Origin of the sequence: Rhodococcus sp. LW-XY12, assembly GCF_019317345.1 — a bacterium.
GTDB lineage: Bacteria > Actinomycetota > Actinomycetes > Mycobacteriales > Mycobacteriaceae > Rhodococcus > Rhodococcus pyridinivorans.
Window position 1 is genome coordinate 1,609,480 of sequence record NZ_CP079225.1, and the last position, 16,167, is coordinate 1,625,646.

Consider the following 16,167-nt stretch of genomic DNA (forward strand, 5'->3'; position numbering starts at 1 on the left):
TACACCTGGAGGGGAGACCGATGCGACGACCTGTTGTCCCGTGGGGTGGGCGCGGCACGGAGGCTGCGACTTCCGGTACCGAACCGACTTCCGGTACCGAACCGACTTTCGGTGCCGAACCGACATCCCACATCGAACCGCCGAGCGAATGGCAGCACGGCACGCGCAATCTGCACGTGTACGCAGCGGCCGGTGCGGCGGTGCTCGTGGCGATTTTCGCCGCGGCCCGCGGAGCGAGCGCGTGGGGCACCGATTCGGTGGGCGCCGACCGCTTCTATTCGATCCTGGCGGTGCTGATGCTGCTGACGGCGGCCTTCGGCGCCACCTTCTGGTGGCCTGCCGGATCTGGGGTCCGGCGACCGTCGTCGTGGCCTCCGAGCCGCACACCGCGGTTCCGGTACGTCGAGACGGCCGATCGCGGCAGTACCGAGATCGCGGGCCGTCGCCCCGTCTTCGGTCTGCTGCTCGCGATGGTGCTGTGCGGGACGTTCCTCTCGCTCGGCGCAGCCGTGGAGATCGTGGTCGGGAACGAGGGTCTACCTCTCGTGGCGCTGGTGCTGGCGCTCGTCGCCGGGGTGTGTCTGGCCTTCCTCGTGGAGGTGGCACTCGGGCGCATCCGGGCCGGTTCGCTGGTTCTCGGGCCGGACGGGATCAGGCTGCGCGGCTGGTTCGTGGAGTCCTATCTGCCGTGGGTGTCGGTGCGGGGTCTTCGTGCGGTCGACCGGGGGTTCCCGGAAATCTGGATCGAGGGGCACGGGTCGGCGGCGTGGGCGCGTCGGCGCACGAGTCGGGTGTTCCCCTTCGAGCGCCTGCCGTCCGAGCCCCGGATCGAGGTGGACTCACGGCATCTGGCCGTCGATCCGGTGCAGTTGTACCGTTTCCTCGAGTTCTACGTGGAGCACCCTTGCCACCGCCGTGAACTGGGCACACCGGCGGCTGCGGAACGTCTCGCGGAGGGTCCTCCGTTCACCGTCGACGACGAGTGAAAATAACGTAGTCCGTATTGCAGAATGGCGTTTCCGTTCCCGTTCCTGCAACTCGTGTTCGGACCTTCACAAGTGCGGCACTCGGTGCCGTAGCATCGAGTCAGACGCTTCGGGAGGACGCCTTCCCGAAGATCTGTGCGCTCGGCGGTGCCGGCGCGTGGACCCCAGGTGTTCGACCAGATTGGACGAGAAATGACCGCTCCGGAACGCATCGTCATCGTCGACGGCGCACGCACCCCCGTCGGCAGCTTCGGCGGCGCACTCAAGGACGTACCCGCGCACGAACTCGGCGCCACCGCGGTCCGCGAGGCGCTGCAGCGCGCGGGTGTCGCAGGTGAGGACATCGACGAGGTTGTCATGGGTTGCATCGGCCAGGTCGGTGCCGACGCCTACAACGCCCGTCGCGTCACCCTCGCCGCCGGACTTCCCGTCTCCACCCCGGCCCTCACCGTCAACCGCCTGTGCGGCTCGGGTCTGCAGGCCGTGTGGTCCGCAGCCCAGGAGATCCGTTGGGGTGCCGCGGAGATCACCGTCGCCGGTGGCGACGAGAGCATGTCGCGCATGCCGTTCTACGACTTCGGTGCCCGCAACGGTTACAAGCTCGGCAACCGCGAGCTCGTCGACGGCACCGTCGGCATGCTCACCGATCCGTTCAGCGGACTGCACATGGGCGTCACGGCCGAGAACGTCGCCCGCGAGTACGGCGTCAGCCGCGAGCAGCAGGACGAGTTCGCCCTCGAATCGCAGCGCCGCGCCGCCACCGACGCCGCGAAGGCCGCCTTCGCCGAGGAGATCACCCCGGTCGAGATCGGTGGCCGCAAGCCCGTCACCGTCACCGAGGACGAGCACCCCAAGCCCGACACCACCCTCGAGGTGCTCGGCAAGCTGCGCTCGGCGTTCATCAAGGACGGCACCGTCACCGCCGGTAATGCCTCCGGGATCAACGACGGCGCTGCCGCGCTCGTCCTGGCCCGCGAGTCGGTCGCCCGTGAACGCGGTCTCGGTGCCTCTGTCGTGCTCGAGTCGGTCGTCACCTCGGCGATGGAGCCCGAGCTGATGGGCTACGCCCCGACCCTCGCCCTGGTGAAGCTGTTCGAGCAGAACGGCCTGACCCCGGCCGACATCGACACCGTCGAGCTCAACGAGGCCTTCGCCTCGCAGGCCGTGGCGGTGGCGCGCGACGCCAAGCTCGACCCGGAGAAGACCAACCCCTACGGCGGTGCCATCGCCCTGGGCCACCCGGTCGGCGCGACCGGCGCGATCCTGACGCTGCGCGTCGCCAAGGACCTGATCCGTCGCGATCTCGAACTCGGCGTCGTCACCATGTGCATCGGTGGCGGACAGGCACTCGCCGCGCTGCTGCGCCGCGTATCCTGATCCGGGCAGGTTTCGAAGGACCGACAGTGGTGGGAGCGATACGTATCGCTCCCACCACTGTCATGTCTGCAGCTCGGTGAGCGGTCGGAGTTGCCGGACGCGCCCGTCCCAGTGCACGCGGGTCGTCACGGCCGCGCCGTCGGCGAGTCGCCGGACCTCGTAGACGTCGAGCTCGGGCACCTCCGGCACACAACCCCACAGTGCGTGCCCGGTCATGACGAAGTCGATATCCTGCCGTACGAGCAGACCCATGAGTTCACCGATCGTCGGGTCGTCGATCTTGGCGAACGCGTCGTCGAGCAGCACGAGCCGCAGTGCGGTGCCGGTGTCGGGTAGGCCCGAGAGATAGCCGTCCGCCGCCGCGAACAGCGCCACGTACGACACGAATCGGGTCTCACCCTGGGATATCTTGGCGCGCGCGGAGATCCGCCTCTCCCGGTCCGGTTCGGGGCCGAGGATGGTCACCTCGACCTCGTGCCAGCGCCGGTAGTCCAGTGCCTGCGACAGGTGCTGCGCGTAGCCGGCGGACGGATCGGCGGTGTGGGCGGATTCCACCCGGCGCCGCAGCATCCCGACCAGTTCGGACGCATCCTCGGGTGATCGCTCGGTGGCGGTGAGCAGCTGCGTCAGCCGCGCCGCGTCGGCGTCCTCGCCACCGGGGCGCCACTCGATCCTCACTCCGATCCCGTGCGTCGTGCGGCTGTCGGCGAGACTGTCGTTCATCGCGGCGATCACCTGTCGTGCCCGCTCGATCCGCCGGCGCAGTTCGTCGGCCACACCGCCGAGCACGAATCCCGTGAACACGTCGTGTTCGCGTTGCGACAGTGCCCGTCGGCCGTCCTCGACCTGCCGGGTCAGGGTGGCTGAGAGACCCGCGGGCGTGGTGTCGTCACCCGCCCCGGCGATCCGGACGCGATGGGCGCCGTGCGTCACCGTGTGCTCGATGTCGAACCGGGCCGTGAGGTCGCGGTCGAACTGTTGCAGCGCGACGAGCATCGCGTTCTCGTCGACTCCCGTGCGTGGCGGCAACGTGGCCAGCAGGGTGCGGGCCACGGAGAGCACGTGATCCGGATCCTCGAGGTGGACGGGAGGCAGAACCGTCCGGGCAGAGGCGGAGTCCGACTCCGGATCCTCCTCGAGTGCGCCGCGTAGTTCGGGCAGCTGCAGGTGAGCGGCGAGCAGTTCGGCGGCCGCGGCGAGTTCGCGACGGTCGCGGTCGAGTCGTTCGCGTGCGGCAGCACATCGCTGCAGCACCTCGGCGACGGCACGGCCGAGATGGTCGCGATGGGCGACCGTGCGCCGGAACTGTTCGTCGGCGCGTGCCCGTTCGGCCTCCGAGTCACGCAGTTCCTGCGCCAGGTCGGCGGCGTCGACGTCGACAGCGGCGGTCTGGGCAGCGACCACCGCGGCCTTCGCGTGCCATTCGTAGCGGCACGATTCGGCGATCTCCTCCGAGTCGATCCGCTCGGCGGTGGCCTGCACGCACCGTTCGGCGGCATCCGTGAACCGGACGTGGGCAGCAAGGACGTCACCGAGATCGCGTGCCAGCTCGGTGCACAGTGTCTCTGCGGAGGCGCATCCGGCGACCAGCGCCTCGAGTTCCGGAACATCGCCGGGCACGCCGAAGTACTCGCACGCCGTGCGGTGGGCGTCGAGCTCGGCGGTCCAGCGAGCACGCAGTGTCGTCGCCCGCTCACGCAGTTCCACCGCGGTGTTCGCTGCGGACCGCACATGCGCGTACGCGTGCCGACGTCGTTCGAGCGCGGAGCGCAGGGCGTGCGAGGTCGGCGCGGTCGACAGGTGCGCGTCGATCTTCGCCCGCCGGTGCGCCGCGTCGGGATAGTCGACGCGCAGCTGTTCCACCGCCAGGTCGATCCGGGTGAGTTCGGCGCGGATCTCGTCGAGACGCACCCGCCGTGCCGCGGTCGCGGCCTCCCGGGCCGGCCTGCCGATGCAGCCCGGGGTCTCGGCGGTGTGGCGCCCACGCAGAACGCCGTTGTGCCAGCGGCCGTCCCGCGAGACGGAGGCCACCGCGGTGGCGTCCTCGAATCCGATCGTGTTGAGGACCGCCTCGACCGCCGGGCGCGGCACGTCGGCCTCGGGGTCGGGACGCAGGACCGTCGACAGGGGCTGCGCCGGTGGTTCACCGCGCGGCGAGACGAGGACCTGGCCGCCCAGTGCACGCAAGCGGCCCTCGCCGTCGACCGTGGCGGTGAGGAAACCCGCGGAGAGCAACGCCGCCTCGATTCCGGCGCGATCGTCGTCCCCGAGGGTGTCGACGAACTCGACCGCCCGCCACAGCGGGACACCGTCGGTGCGCACGTGCCAGGGTGCCTGTTCCGGTCCCTCGCCGATCGCGTCGAGTGCCGCCTGTTCCCGGACGAGGTCCTCGCGCGCGGTCCGCGCCTCACGTTCGCGGCGCTCGCGATCGGCCGGGGCGCCGACGAGGTCGCTCAGAGCGGACCGAGCGGCAGCCGCGGGCAGCGAATCCAGCTCGGCGAGTGCCGAATCGACGTCGGCGTCCTCGGAGTCCGTGTCGCCGGCGTCGGCGGGGGACGAGTCGATCAGTGCGTCGAGTCGCGTGGACAGTCGGCGCATCAGGATGACCCGATCCCGATCGAGTTCCGGCAGCAGAGCCGTCGTGCGGTCGGCGGTGATCCACTCGCGCCACCGGTGCTGCAGACCGGCGGCGGCCGCACCGACACCGGCATCCGTCTCGGCGGCCTCGACGGCACGCTGCTCGGCGTCGCGGGCCGCGCGGTCGGCCGCCGCCTCGGCTTCCCGGACCGCATGCGCGGCGGCGTCGAGTCGACGCGCCTCGAGCAGTCGCCGACCCGCCTGGTCCCGCCGGCGACGGGTCGCCTCGGCGGCACGCAGGATCGCGCCCCGGACCTCGTCGACGTGCCCGGCGTCGAGGGAGACCGTCGCGACCACCGGCCGCACCACCGGCTCGGTGGTGTCGTCGATGCCGGTGCGCACGGGCTCGAGCACAGCGGGTGGACGGTCGGCGGAGAAGTGCAGCGTGGTCGGCGCGGTGTCGTGCGGAAGACCCACCGACAGCAGGTCGCGACCTACCGTCGCAAGCCGTCTCGCGGCACGCGTGACCGAGAAGGTCAGTTCGTCGAGGAGGCGGGCCGCGTGGTCGGTGTGGCGCCGTTCCTGCATGCGGCTGCGATCGGCGGCGGCGGTTGCGTGCTCGGCGGCGCGGCGGAGCGCATCGACGGCGAGCTGGCGCTGCGCGAGATCGTCCGCGGACCGGAACATCTCGTGGGTCTCCAGTCCGCGGATCGCGCGGTCGAGTTCGGCGACCTGGTCGCGGCGCTCCTTCAGGCGGGTGTCCACGGCGGCGGCCTGCGCGTCGAGGTCGGCCGCCTCGGCTTCCGCGACGGTGAGTGCGCGTCGCGTCTCGACGACCCGCTGCGCGAGGTCGCGCGCGGTCTCGGCGCCGGCGCGCAGCAGATCCGCAGCGTACTGCCGGTACACCTCGTGGAACCGCAGCACGTGTGCGTGCGCCGCTTCGAGACGGACCTGTTCCTGGCGGGTGTCACCGAGCAGGTCGAGGCGACCTCCCGCTTCGGCGAGCATGTTCTCCGTCAGCGGTGGCAGCGCATCCGACAGGATCTGAGGGAGGCGTCCCTCGTCGATGCGGTGGCCGACATCGGGTGAGCGCAGGGTGTGCAGCAGTTGCAACAAGCCGTCGTAGCGTTCGCGTCCCGTCTGCGCGTGCAGGCCGAACACCGACTTCCGCACGGTCTCGCGATGCCGCTCCGGATCACGGGTGAGGTTGTCGGCACCGACGAGTTCGGCGAGTCGCTCCCGCGAGAGCGGGATGCGGGCGTCATCGACGAGGTGCAACTCGGTGCCGACACGCAAAGGTGTCGTGAAGAAGTGCACGTCGCTGCGACGGGCGTCGGCGCGGTGCCGGACCTGCGCCCCGACGGTGAGATGTCCGCTGGGGCGCGCCAGTTCGAGCCAGAGATAGCCGACACGGTCGGTGGTGTCCGAGGCCCCGGTACGCATGAGTTCGTCGAGATCGACCTTCGCGGCGCCCGTCGCGTCCATGCGCCTGCGGTCGGCGTCGAGCAGGAAGGGCAGCAACATCTCGAGGGCGCGGGACTTCCCCGATCCGTTGGTGCCGCGCAGGATCATCCGCCCACCGGACAGGACGAACTCGACGTCCAGGTAGTGCCACACGTTCACGATGCCGGCGCGGTGGAGACGCCAGCGATCCGGGAAACGGGGTGGAGGGTTCTCGTCGAGGGCGGACGGGTCGGACGAGTGGGTCATCGACACTTGCTTTCGGCGGGGACGGGGCGGTAGCGGGCGGCGGGTGCGGTCAGTTCGAGTCCGTTCTCGTGCGGGCGCGCCAGCCCGAGCCGGAAGAGCAGGGCGACGACGTCCCGGCGCAGGAGCGCGAAATCGCGGACATAGATGCTCTTCCAGGTGCGGGAACGCGCGGCGGCGAGATCGGCGAGAACCGAGTCGAGGGTGTGCGCGTCGACGTGCAATGTGGTCGCCGCGGAGTCGCCGAACCGTTCGGTGAGTTCGGCCAGGAGCAGCAGGCTGGCGTGCTTCAGGGTGCCCGACCCCGGGAACGCCTCGTCGGTGAGCACGCCGGCCGGGTCGTACGCGAGCGCGCCCTCGGCACGCACCTCGAGCACGAGGCCGAAGTCGTTCTCCAGCATCCGGGCGAGCTCGTGCCGGTCGCGGGCGAGGATCGTCGCCGACTCGTCGTCCAGTTCGTCGCGCGCGACGAACGGGTCCTCGACGAGCCTGCGGTACAGGCGGAGAGCGGCGGGTTCGTGCTCGTGACGTGTGAGTGCCGCTGCGGGACCGGGCATCCCATGGAGGGGAGTGTCGAGCAGCTGGGAGAGCAGGTCGCGGTGGACGTCGAGATGCGGCCCGTCGCCCCTCACCTCGTCGCCGCTCACCTCGTCCCCGTGACCGGACTCGGCGATCACGCCCCATTCCTCGAGGACGCGCAGGGCCGCAGCGAGGTTCCGCTCCTCGGACACCGGGTCGCCGAACACGATCCCGTTCTCGCGCGCATCGGCGCGCACCTGCTCGAGCAGGTCGTCGACGGACACCCTCTCGCCGGTCCCGGGTTCGAGCAGTGCCGCGCACACCAGCGCGAGACACGCGTAGGTGATCGCGCCGAACTCGGTGCCGTCGGCGTGGCGGAGCGCCCGGTGCGGTGAGGTGGGCCCGAGCGGTGCCTTGATCAGACGGGCGAAGGTCGGTTCGACGACGAGCCGGTATCCGAGGCGGTCGGCGAACATCGACTTCAGGGCCGGGGCGTGGCGCCGAACGAGGTCGAAGGTCTCCCGTTCGCTCGCGGCGGTGACGATCGGCTGTTGCAGCAGCGCCCGCGCCGCGTCCCGCCGACCGGAGACGTCCCCGGACACCGTGCTCGCGTGCGAGGTGCTCATGGCGCCGCCGCACTGTGATCGACCGATGCCGTGACCGACGTGCGCAACGAGAAACCGTGCACGGTGAGATCGCCGTCGGGGGAGTGCACCACGGTGTCGGCGCCGGGCTCCGCCGTCAGCGACAACCCGAGATCGGGATCGTCCACCTGCACCGGACCGTCGGTGGTGAGGTGGCCCGCGAGCGCGGCGGCGAGGACGTCGAGCAGGACGTCGCGCGCCTCCGCCGACAGGTCCGCTCCGTGCAGATCGCCCGCCGCACTCAGTTCGGCGACGGCGTCGGAGCGGCGGCGCGACTCTCGCCGGGCGAGTTCGTCGGCCCGGACCCGGCCGGGCATCGAATCGGGGAGTCGGCCGACGGCCCCGAGGGACGTGTGGTCGCCGCGTTCGCGCAACGACACGGGCACGACGACGGGATCGGCCCGCCACCACGACGTGCCTGCACCCACTCGCGGGTCGGTCTCGTCGGGGCCGAGCAGCAGGTGCCGGCTCGGGAAGGCACCGAAGGTCGCGGCGAACAACCGGTGGCCCTGCTCGTCGGAGGACTCGGTGAACCACCGGGCCAGGCGCAGGAGATCTGCGCGGTGCGAGAAGCCCGGTGTGCTCGCCATGATCCGCCGAGTGCGCACGAGCAGCCGGTTCAGCGCCTCCGCCGCTGCCTCGCGCATGCGGCGCGGGCCGGCGTCCTCGGCGTACCACTGCGCCAGTTCGTCCCAGTCGGTGCGACGGCGACCGGGGGACCCGGGCACGGTGTTCGGCAGGCCGGACTCGCGCAACGCGCCGAGCAGGGAGTCCAGACGCGGCCTGATCCGGTCGAGCCTGCCGGCGACGAGAGGGGCGAGGCGCTCGACGTCCGAACCGATGACGTCGACGTAGTCGAGGAGCAGGTTCTTGGTCTCCGCGTAATCGTCGACCGCCCCGGCGCGTTCGCGATCGGATGAGTGTTCGGGACGGCCGGAGTGCTCGAGACGGCTCAGGATCTCGGCGAGGTGCGAATAGAAATCGGCGACGCTGTCGGTGAACATCCGGTGGTGCGCGAACAGGGCGGTGACGTGGGCGGCCAGCTCGTCCCGGTCGGGCACGTTCCCGTCGTCCACCAGCAGCTCCTCGATGCGGGCGAGCCCGTCCGCGACACAACGGAGCGACACGCGTGCCACGCCGCGCACGTCGTCGGAGGTGGAGAGAAGCCTGCCGGTCTCGCGGTGCACCCGCAGCCCGGCCGGTGTCGGCCGGTATCGGGCACGGACCTCGGTCGAGGCGGTCTCGGGAGCGCTCCGCCGGTGGGAGCCGCCACCGTCGGTTCCGCCGCTGGTGAGTGCGAGATTGCCCCACCGGACCAGGCTGCGACACCGGGCATCGACGACCGCGATGTCGAGCGCCACCCCGCGCCGCGCACACGAGACCGCGATATCGTCGGCGGACAGATCGGCGAGCAGGAGGTCGGTGAAGCAGTCCATCACCGCGAGGTACTCGTCCGCTTCGTCGGCGACGAGATGACGGAACAGGTCGCGACCGATGTGTTCGCCCATCCGACCCCTTCTCCCGAGTGCTGACGCCGTACGGACAGACAGGCTAGCCCGGTGAACGCCGAGCGGGGCGGACGAGTTCACCGGGTGCGCGCACGGGCTGTGGAGAGGCAGGCCGGAAATCGGCAGGACACCGCGCGGATTCGTGCCGTGCCTCACTCGCGTTTATAGTTGCCCTGTGCAACACAATCGGCAGGCCCGGCGGCCGTCTACGGACGGCGTTGCCCGCGTATACGAGGAGTTCGTGCTTCTCGTGCGCTTCCTGACGTCCGGAGCACGAACGCAGGACAGCGGACTCTCGCTGGTCCAGCATTCGCTTCTCGGCTTCATCTCCCGAAATCCGGGCTGCCGCGCCACCGACATATCCGAGGTCTTCGGTGTCCACCGCTCGACCGTGTCGCGCCAACTGCGTCACGCCGTCGATGCGGGCTGGGTCGAGGCGGGGACGGGTCCGGCACGTGCCGGACATCCGCTCCGGCTCACCGACCACGGAGCGACAGTTCTCGAAGGTGCGGTCGTGCGTCGTCTCGACGACGTCCGCGCCGGCCTCGAGGGCTGGGACGAGAACGAACTCGAACGCTTCGTGGATCTCCTGCGCCGCTTCCGCGCAGGAATCGATTCCGACGACCGGACTCCCGACCAGAACGATGGAGATTGCAGTGCGTGAGTACTCGACCCCGGCCCCGTTCACCATCGGTGACGACGAATCGGTCGTCCACACGGTGTTCACCCATGCGGAGAAGACTCCGCACCGCGTGATGTACTCCCGGCCGCAGGGTGACGACTGGGTCGCGGTCACTGCGCAGCAGTTCGCCGACCAAGTGAAGGCCGTCGCAAAGGGCCTGATCGCCAACGGTGTGCAGCCCGGCGATCGTGTCGCGCTGCTCTCGGCCACCCGCTACGAGTGGTCGCTGTTCGACTACGCGATCTGGACGGCCGGCGCGGTGTCGGTACCGATCTACGACTCCTCGTCCACCGAGCAGATTCGCTGGATCCTCCAGGACTCCGGGGCCGTCCTCGCCGTCGTCGAAACCGCGCGGCACGAGAAGCTCTTCGTCGACATGCCCGACACCCTCCGTCGCATCCTGCAGATCGAGGACGGCGCGGTGAACACGCTTGCGGCCGACGGTGCCGAGGTCGACGACGCCGAGATCACCACGCGTCTGGCCGGAATCCGTTCCGGCGGCCTGGCTTCCCTCGTCTACACCTCGGGAACCACCGGGCGACCCAAGGGCTGCATGCTCACCCACCGCAACTTCCTCGCCGAGGTCCGGTCCATCCTCAACTCGGACATCGGTATCGTCGCCAAGCCCGGCAACCGCGGCCTGACCTTCCTGCCCCTCGCGCACGTGCTGGCGCGCGCGGTGTCGCTCGCGCTCTTCGAAGCAGGCACGTCGCAGGCTCACTGGGCGGACTTCTCGACCGTCTCCGCGCAGTTTGCCCGGTACTCGCCGAACATCATCCTCGGTGTGCCGCGCGTCTTCGAGAAGGTGCGTGACGCGGCAGCGGGCAAGGCGGTGGCCGGCGGACCGGTCAAAGCGGCGATCTTCGATTTCGCCGAGCGCACCGCCATCGCCTACAGCGAATCGCTCGACCACGGCGGCCCCACCTTCACGTTGAAGGCCAAGCGCGCCCTCGCCGACAAGCTGGTCTACTCCAAGCTGCGCGAGGCCATGGGCAACGAGTGCTGGTACGCGATCTCCGGCGGCGGTGCCCTGAGTGCCCGTCTCGGTCACTTCTTCCGCGGCGTCGGCGTGCCGATCTACGAGGGCTACGGCCTCACCGAGACCACGGCCGCACACAGCGTGAACACGCCCGGCGCGCAGAAGATCGGCACCGTCGGGCGTCCCATGGGCGGGAACTCGGCGCGCATCGCGGATGACGGCGAGATCGAGCTGCGCGGCATGGTCGTCTTCGACGGCTACTGGCGCAACGACGAGGCCACTGCCGGTGCCTTCCACGACGGCTGGTTCCGCACCGGCGACCTCGGCTCGCTCGACGAGGACGGCTACCTGTCCATCACCGGGCGCAAGAAGGACCTCATCATCACCGCCGGCGGCAAGAACGTCTCACCCGGGCCGCTCGAGGACCGCATGCGGTCGCACACCCTCGTCTCCCAGGCCGTCGTCGTCGGCGACGGACGCAGCTTCGTCACCGCTCTGGTGACCGTCGATCCGGACGTCTTCGAGAACTGGAAGACCGAGAACGGCAAGCCCACCGGTGCGACGATCGCCGACCTGCGCCACGACGCCACGCTGCGGGACGCGATGCAGACCATCGTGGACGACGCCAACACCCTCGTCTCGCACAGCGAGGCGATCAAGAAGTTCGCCATTCTCGACCGCGATCTCACCGAGGAGTCCGGCGAGCTCACGCCGACGCTGAAGATCAAGCGCAACGTCGTCACCGAGCATTTCGCCCACGAGATCGACGCCCTGTACGCGAAGTGATGCCCTAGGGGCGCGTACCCGAGCAGCGGCCGCCGATCCGGCATCCGGATCGGCGGCCGCAGTGTTCGTGTGGTGTCACTCCACCGGTGAGGTGTCTCCGGAGACCGCCCGGGCCAGTCGCGCGAATCCGTCGTGGTCGACGAGATCCTCGACGAGCACGACCTTGCCGCGGGCATCGGCGAGCGGAACCCGCCAGTTCGGATACTCGTCGACGGTGCCCGGCTGGTTCTGGCTGCGACGCTCGCCGGTCACATCTGCCAGCGAAACGCCCAGCAGCGCAGACGGACTCGCCGCGATCAGCCGGTGCAGCGCCTCGACCTGGCGATCGACGTCGGTCTCGCCTTCGTCGAGCAGACCCCGTTCGACCGCGAGCGCCAGAACCGAGTCGCGTTCGGCCGTCGCATCGGTGAGTTCGGCGTCGAGGTCGCCCTCGAGCAGGCCGAGCTCCGACCGCAGCCGGATGTGTTCGCCCGCAAGGTATCCCGCGGTGGGCGCGAGGTCGTGTGTGGTCACCGAGGTCAGGCACAGGGTGCGGTAGGTTTCCGGCCCGCGTGGGGAGTCCTCGTCGCGTTCGAACCACAGGATCGACGTCCCGGCGATCCCGCGCTCCGCAAGATACTCCTGCACCCACTCCTCGAAGACCCCGAGGTCCTCACCAACGACCACGGCGCCGGCGCGATACGCCTCGAGCGCCAGGATGCCGACGAGTGCCTCGTGGTCGCTGCGGACGTACGCGCCGTCGGCGGGCGACATCCCCTCCGGTACCCACCAGGTGCGGAACAGTCCCAGGATGTGATCGGCCCGGACACCACCCGCGTGCCGCAACGCCGAGCGCACCACATCGCGGAAGGGGATGTATCCCAGCTCCGCGAGACGATCCGGCCGCCACGGCGGCTGATTCCAGTTCTGGCCGTTGCGGTTGAAGTCGTCGGCGGGGGCGCCCACCGTGACGCCCGACGCCAGCGCGTCGCCCAGCGTCCAGGCGTCGGCGCCGTGCGGACCGACACCCACTGCGAGGTCGTGCAGGATTCCGATATCGGAACCTGCTGCAAGCGAAGCAGTCTGAGCGTTCGCGAGCTGCTCGTCGCACAACCACTGCAGCCGGCGGTGGAAGTCGATCCGCGAGGCCAGTCGCTCGCGCAACCGGGTGACCTTCGGGTCGTCGGGGCTCGGAGCGCGTGACGCCCACCGGTCGGCGCGGTCGCCGAACTTCTCGTACAGCGCGCACCACAGCGCGAAGTCGTCGAGCGCCTGCCCGCCCTCGGCGCAGAACGCCTCGTACCGTGCGCGGCGGGCCGGGCCGAGCGGCACCCGGTACACGCGCTCGAGGACGTCGAGTTTCGCGCGGAAGGTCGCGTCCCGGTCGAGACGCCGCGCCTTCCGGTTCGCCTTCGCCACGCGCTGCGCGTGCTCGTCGAGTTCCTTGCGGTGTTTCGCGGGGAGGTAGGCCACCTCCGGGATATCCTCGATCCGCAGGTACAGCGGGTCGACGAAACGCCGCGACGACGGCAGATAGGGCGACGGTTCGTGCGGTGGCACGGGCTCGGCCGCGTGCACGGGGTTGATCAGGACGAAGTCGCCGCCGTGACCGGCCGTGATCGCCGCCAGATCGGCCAGGTCGGCGAAATCACCGATGCCCCACGACCTGCGGCTGCGCACCGAATAGATTTGGGCCGCAAGGCCCCAGCGCTTCTTCTCGAGCAGCCGGTCGGCGGTGGACAACCGGCGCGGGGTCACGACCAGGCCCGCGGTGGTCTCGATGTCGTTGCTGCGGGCGTGCACGACATGCCAGCCGAGGGGCAGCCGCGGAACGGCGAAGGTCGCGCGGCCCACGAGCCGGCCGTCGACCGTACGCGGGTCCACCCACACGTCGAGTTGCTCGACATCGACCTCCGCCCCGTCCTCGGCGACGACCCACACCGACACCGGGTCGCCGTGCGGCACATGCACCGGGAACGTCCGGTCGTCGCCCTCGACGACCACGAGCGCGGGCGGGAGCATGCAGCGCCACGGGCGGTCGTCGAAGTCGGCGAGCGATGCCACGACCTCGTCGTCCGTCCCGGCCGGGACGTCGAGCGCGGCGAGTACGCGCCGCAATGTCTCGTCGGAGACATCGTGGTCGTGTCCCCCCCATCCCGTGTAGGTGGTGGTGATGCCGTGCTTTCCGGCCAGTTCGCGCAGCTTCGCCGAGGACGTCACGGTCCTGAATCATGCCAGCAAAACGACTCGGGGGCAGCGTGCGGAACATAGGGTCGACAGGGTGACCGCTCTCGACATCGCGCACGGCGACATCACCACCATCGCGGTGGATGCGATCGTCAACGCCGCGAACTCCTCCCTGCTCGGTGGCGGGGGAGTGGACGGTGCGATCCACCGGGCCGGAGGCCCGGAGATCCTCGCGGCCTGCCGCGCACTCCGCGCGACCTCGCTACCCGACGGACTCGAACCGGGCCGTGCAGTGGCGACAACCGCTGGGCGTCTCCCGGCGCGATGGGTGATCCACACCGTGGGCCCGGTGTGGTCGGCGCACGAGGACCGATCCGGGATCCTGCGTTCGGCGTACCACAACAGTCTGCTCGTCGCGCACGATCTCGGTGCCCGTACGGTGTCGTTCCCGCTCGTCTCGGCCGGCGTCTACGGCTGGCCGCTCGACGACGCCGCCCTGCAGGCCGTCACCACCATCCGGGAGACACAGACGGGCGTGGAGACCGTCGTACTCGTCGGCCTCGACAACGCCGCTGTCGACGCGCTCCGTCGCGCCGTGTCCCGGGCGGGATCGGCTCAGGAGTAATCGCCGAAGCCGTCGAAGAGGGTCGGTTCGTCGGGGTTGTCGAACAGTGCGGGCTGCTCGGGCGCCGACTCACGGCCGGCGCTCGGCTTCGACGCGCGTGAGCCGGCCGAATCGGTGCCCTCGCCCTGTTCGAGGAACTGCAGGGCCTCCGCGAGCGAGCGGCTCGTCGCCTCCCATTCGAGTGCCCGCGCCCGTGCCTCGCGAGCACCGTCGGTGTTGAGCGCCGCCTCGCGGGTCTGCGACTCGCCGTCCCACCACACCTGCAGTTCGGTGCTGATGGTGAGGAACCGCCGCAACTGCTCGGGATTGCGATCGCCGATCGCCGCGACGGTGCTCGCGGCGACATCGGTCGCGCCGTCGAGATGGAAGTCGCGCACCGCGAGCAGGGCCACCGGCAGATCGTCCTCGGCGTCGGGTAACTGCGAGACGTCGCCCCAGGGCGGATCGGCCGCACCACCCGTCGCCCCGTCGAATCCCTGATCGCGCAGCAGCGAGCCACCGATATGGGTGGCGAACGAACTGTCGACGGTGTCGAGGAACCGAGTGATGGTCTCGAGCGATCCGAGCAGGTGCGCCGGAGCGAACGGCGCGGCCGGAACGTGGTCGACGATCGCGAGGCGGTCGTCGACCAGCACGAACTTCAGGTGCGGCCACCGGCGGTTGAGGTCGACGCAGATCTCGGCGGCCCGCGTGCGTCCGGTGATGGAATGGACGATCGGTGCGAACAGGTCGACGGTGCCGCCTCCGGGGCCGACACCGACGAACACCAGGACCCCGGCGATCCGCAGGACGAGATCGCCGTCCTCGTCCCAGGCGGGCAGATCGTCGATCCGCTCGTGCAGGGTGGATTCGATCAGTTCGCGCACGTGGTCGTCGCCGCTGGGGACGACCGCGAGCGGCACCTCCGGGGCCTGCGTGCGACCGGCCTGCGGCGTCTCGGGCACGAGGAACGAGGTGAGCTCGGCGACCGAGCGCTCCGTCCCGAATGTCTCGGCCCGCAGGAAGAGGGGATGGGGAACGCCCCACACCGAGCGCAGGGCACGCACGGCGATGACGGCGAGCTGATCGGCCCAGCTGCCCGGACGATCGATCCAGAACGCCGGGGATCCGTCGTCCTCCGGATCGTCCGGTCCGCGGGAGGGCGCCTTCAGCCCGAGTTCGAGGAGCATCTGCTCGTCGACCGGCGTGAGGTGCCGGTCGGGGGCGAGGTGGGCGTTGGACGGGACCTCGCAGCGGACGAGCCGGTCTCCCCACGCGTAGAACTGCACGCACGGCCCCGCCGGGCCGCCGGCCTCGTCGGTGAAGGGTTCGAGGACCAGGCCGTCGCCGTCGCTCATGGCCGCGACATGGTCGGCCAGGCGCGTGCGGAACTCGCGCCAGGCCGCATCGACGTCCTGGTCGAACCGGGTCTGCGCGTCGGCCATGATCGGACCCCCTTCTCTGTGCGGTCGAGCCGAGAGAAAGACTAGTCGCCGGTACCGACAGGCATTCCTCCGCTCGGTCGCACGAGCGACAGCTCGCCGGAGCGCACGGTGCGCGGCCGCCGGCGGCCCGCGCGAGCGCACGGTTCTCGGCCGCCGACGGCCCGCCGGAGTGTTCCGATCCCGGCGA

Annotated in this window: 10 protein-coding genes; 5 read left to right on the forward strand and 5 right to left on the reverse strand. The window is 70.4% G+C overall.

What is annotated here, in order from left to right:
• Nucleotides 1-20: 20 nt before the first annotated feature.
• Nucleotides 21-986: a hypothetical protein gene (locus tag KXC42_RS07535; protein WP_219130117.1), complete on the forward strand. Its 966-nt coding sequence runs from the start codon at nt 21-23 to the stop codon at nt 984-986.
• A 192-nt stretch (nt 987-1,178) separates the two neighbouring features.
• Nucleotides 1,179-2,363 (forward strand): thiolase family protein, encoded by a 1,185-nt coding sequence (locus tag KXC42_RS07540; RefSeq protein WP_006552890.1) that lies wholly within the window; start codon nt 1,179-1,181, stop codon nt 2,361-2,363.
• A gap of 60 nt (nt 2,364-2,423) precedes the next feature.
• On the opposite strand, the gene KXC42_RS07545 is transcribed toward KXC42_RS07540, so the two are convergent.
• The 3 genes from KXC42_RS07545 to KXC42_RS07555 are packed head-to-tail and all read right to left on the reverse strand — an operon-like array spanning nt 2,424 to nt 9,318.
• Entirely contained in the window at nt 2,424-6,650 is a 4,227-nt protein-coding gene (locus tag KXC42_RS07545; RefSeq protein WP_219130118.1) for a TIGR02680 family protein, read from the reverse strand.
• Nucleotides 6,647-7,792, reverse strand: a complete 1,146-nt coding sequence (locus KXC42_RS07550) for a TIGR02678 family protein (protein ID WP_219130119.1) — start codon at nt 7,790-7,792, stop codon at nt 6,647-6,649. Before KXC42_RS07550 ends, KXC42_RS07545 begins: the two co-directional genes overlap by 4 nt.
• Nucleotides 7,789-9,318 carry a DUF2397 domain-containing protein gene (locus tag KXC42_RS07555; protein ID WP_219130120.1) on the reverse strand — a complete coding sequence of 510 codons (1,530 nt, stop codon included), beginning with the start codon at nt 9,316-9,318 and terminating at the stop codon, nt 7,789-7,791. The genes KXC42_RS07550 and KXC42_RS07555 overlap by 4 nt, the downstream gene beginning before the upstream one ends.
• Before the next feature lie 175 nt (nt 9,319-9,493).
• Between KXC42_RS07555 and KXC42_RS07560 the strand changes: the two genes are divergently transcribed.
• Nucleotides 9,494-9,982: a MarR family winged helix-turn-helix transcriptional regulator gene (locus tag KXC42_RS07560; RefSeq protein ID WP_024103658.1), complete on the forward strand. Its 489-nt coding sequence runs from the start codon at nt 9,494-9,496 to the stop codon at nt 9,980-9,982.
• Entirely contained in the window at nt 9,975-11,765 is a 1,791-nt protein-coding gene (locus KXC42_RS07565; RefSeq protein ID WP_219130121.1) for a long-chain fatty acid--CoA ligase, read from the forward strand. Before KXC42_RS07560 ends, KXC42_RS07565 begins: the two co-directional genes overlap by 8 nt.
• Nucleotides 11,766-11,840: 75 nt before the next feature.
• On the opposite strand, the gene malQ is transcribed toward KXC42_RS07565, so the two are convergent.
• Nucleotides 11,841-13,964, reverse strand: coding sequence for a 4-alpha-glucanotransferase (malQ, locus tag KXC42_RS07570; RefSeq protein ID WP_219130122.1), 2,124 nt, complete (start codon nt 13,962-13,964; stop codon nt 11,841-11,843).
• 61 nt (nt 13,965-14,025) lie between these two features.
• On the opposite strand from malQ, the gene KXC42_RS07575 reads away from it, so the two are divergent.
• Nucleotides 14,026-14,556, forward strand: coding sequence for an O-acetyl-ADP-ribose deacetylase (locus KXC42_RS07575; RefSeq protein ID WP_033098005.1), 531 nt, complete (start codon nt 14,026-14,028; stop codon nt 14,554-14,556).
• Here the strand turns inward: KXC42_RS07575 and KXC42_RS07580 are convergent.
• A complete protein-coding gene (locus tag KXC42_RS07580) occupies nt 14,547-15,980 on the reverse strand; it encodes a hypothetical protein (protein ID WP_006552899.1) in 1,434 nt (477 codons plus the stop codon). The two genes, KXC42_RS07575 and KXC42_RS07580, sit on opposite strands and share 10 nt — an antisense overlap.
• Nucleotides 15,981-16,167: the final 187 nt, after the last annotated feature.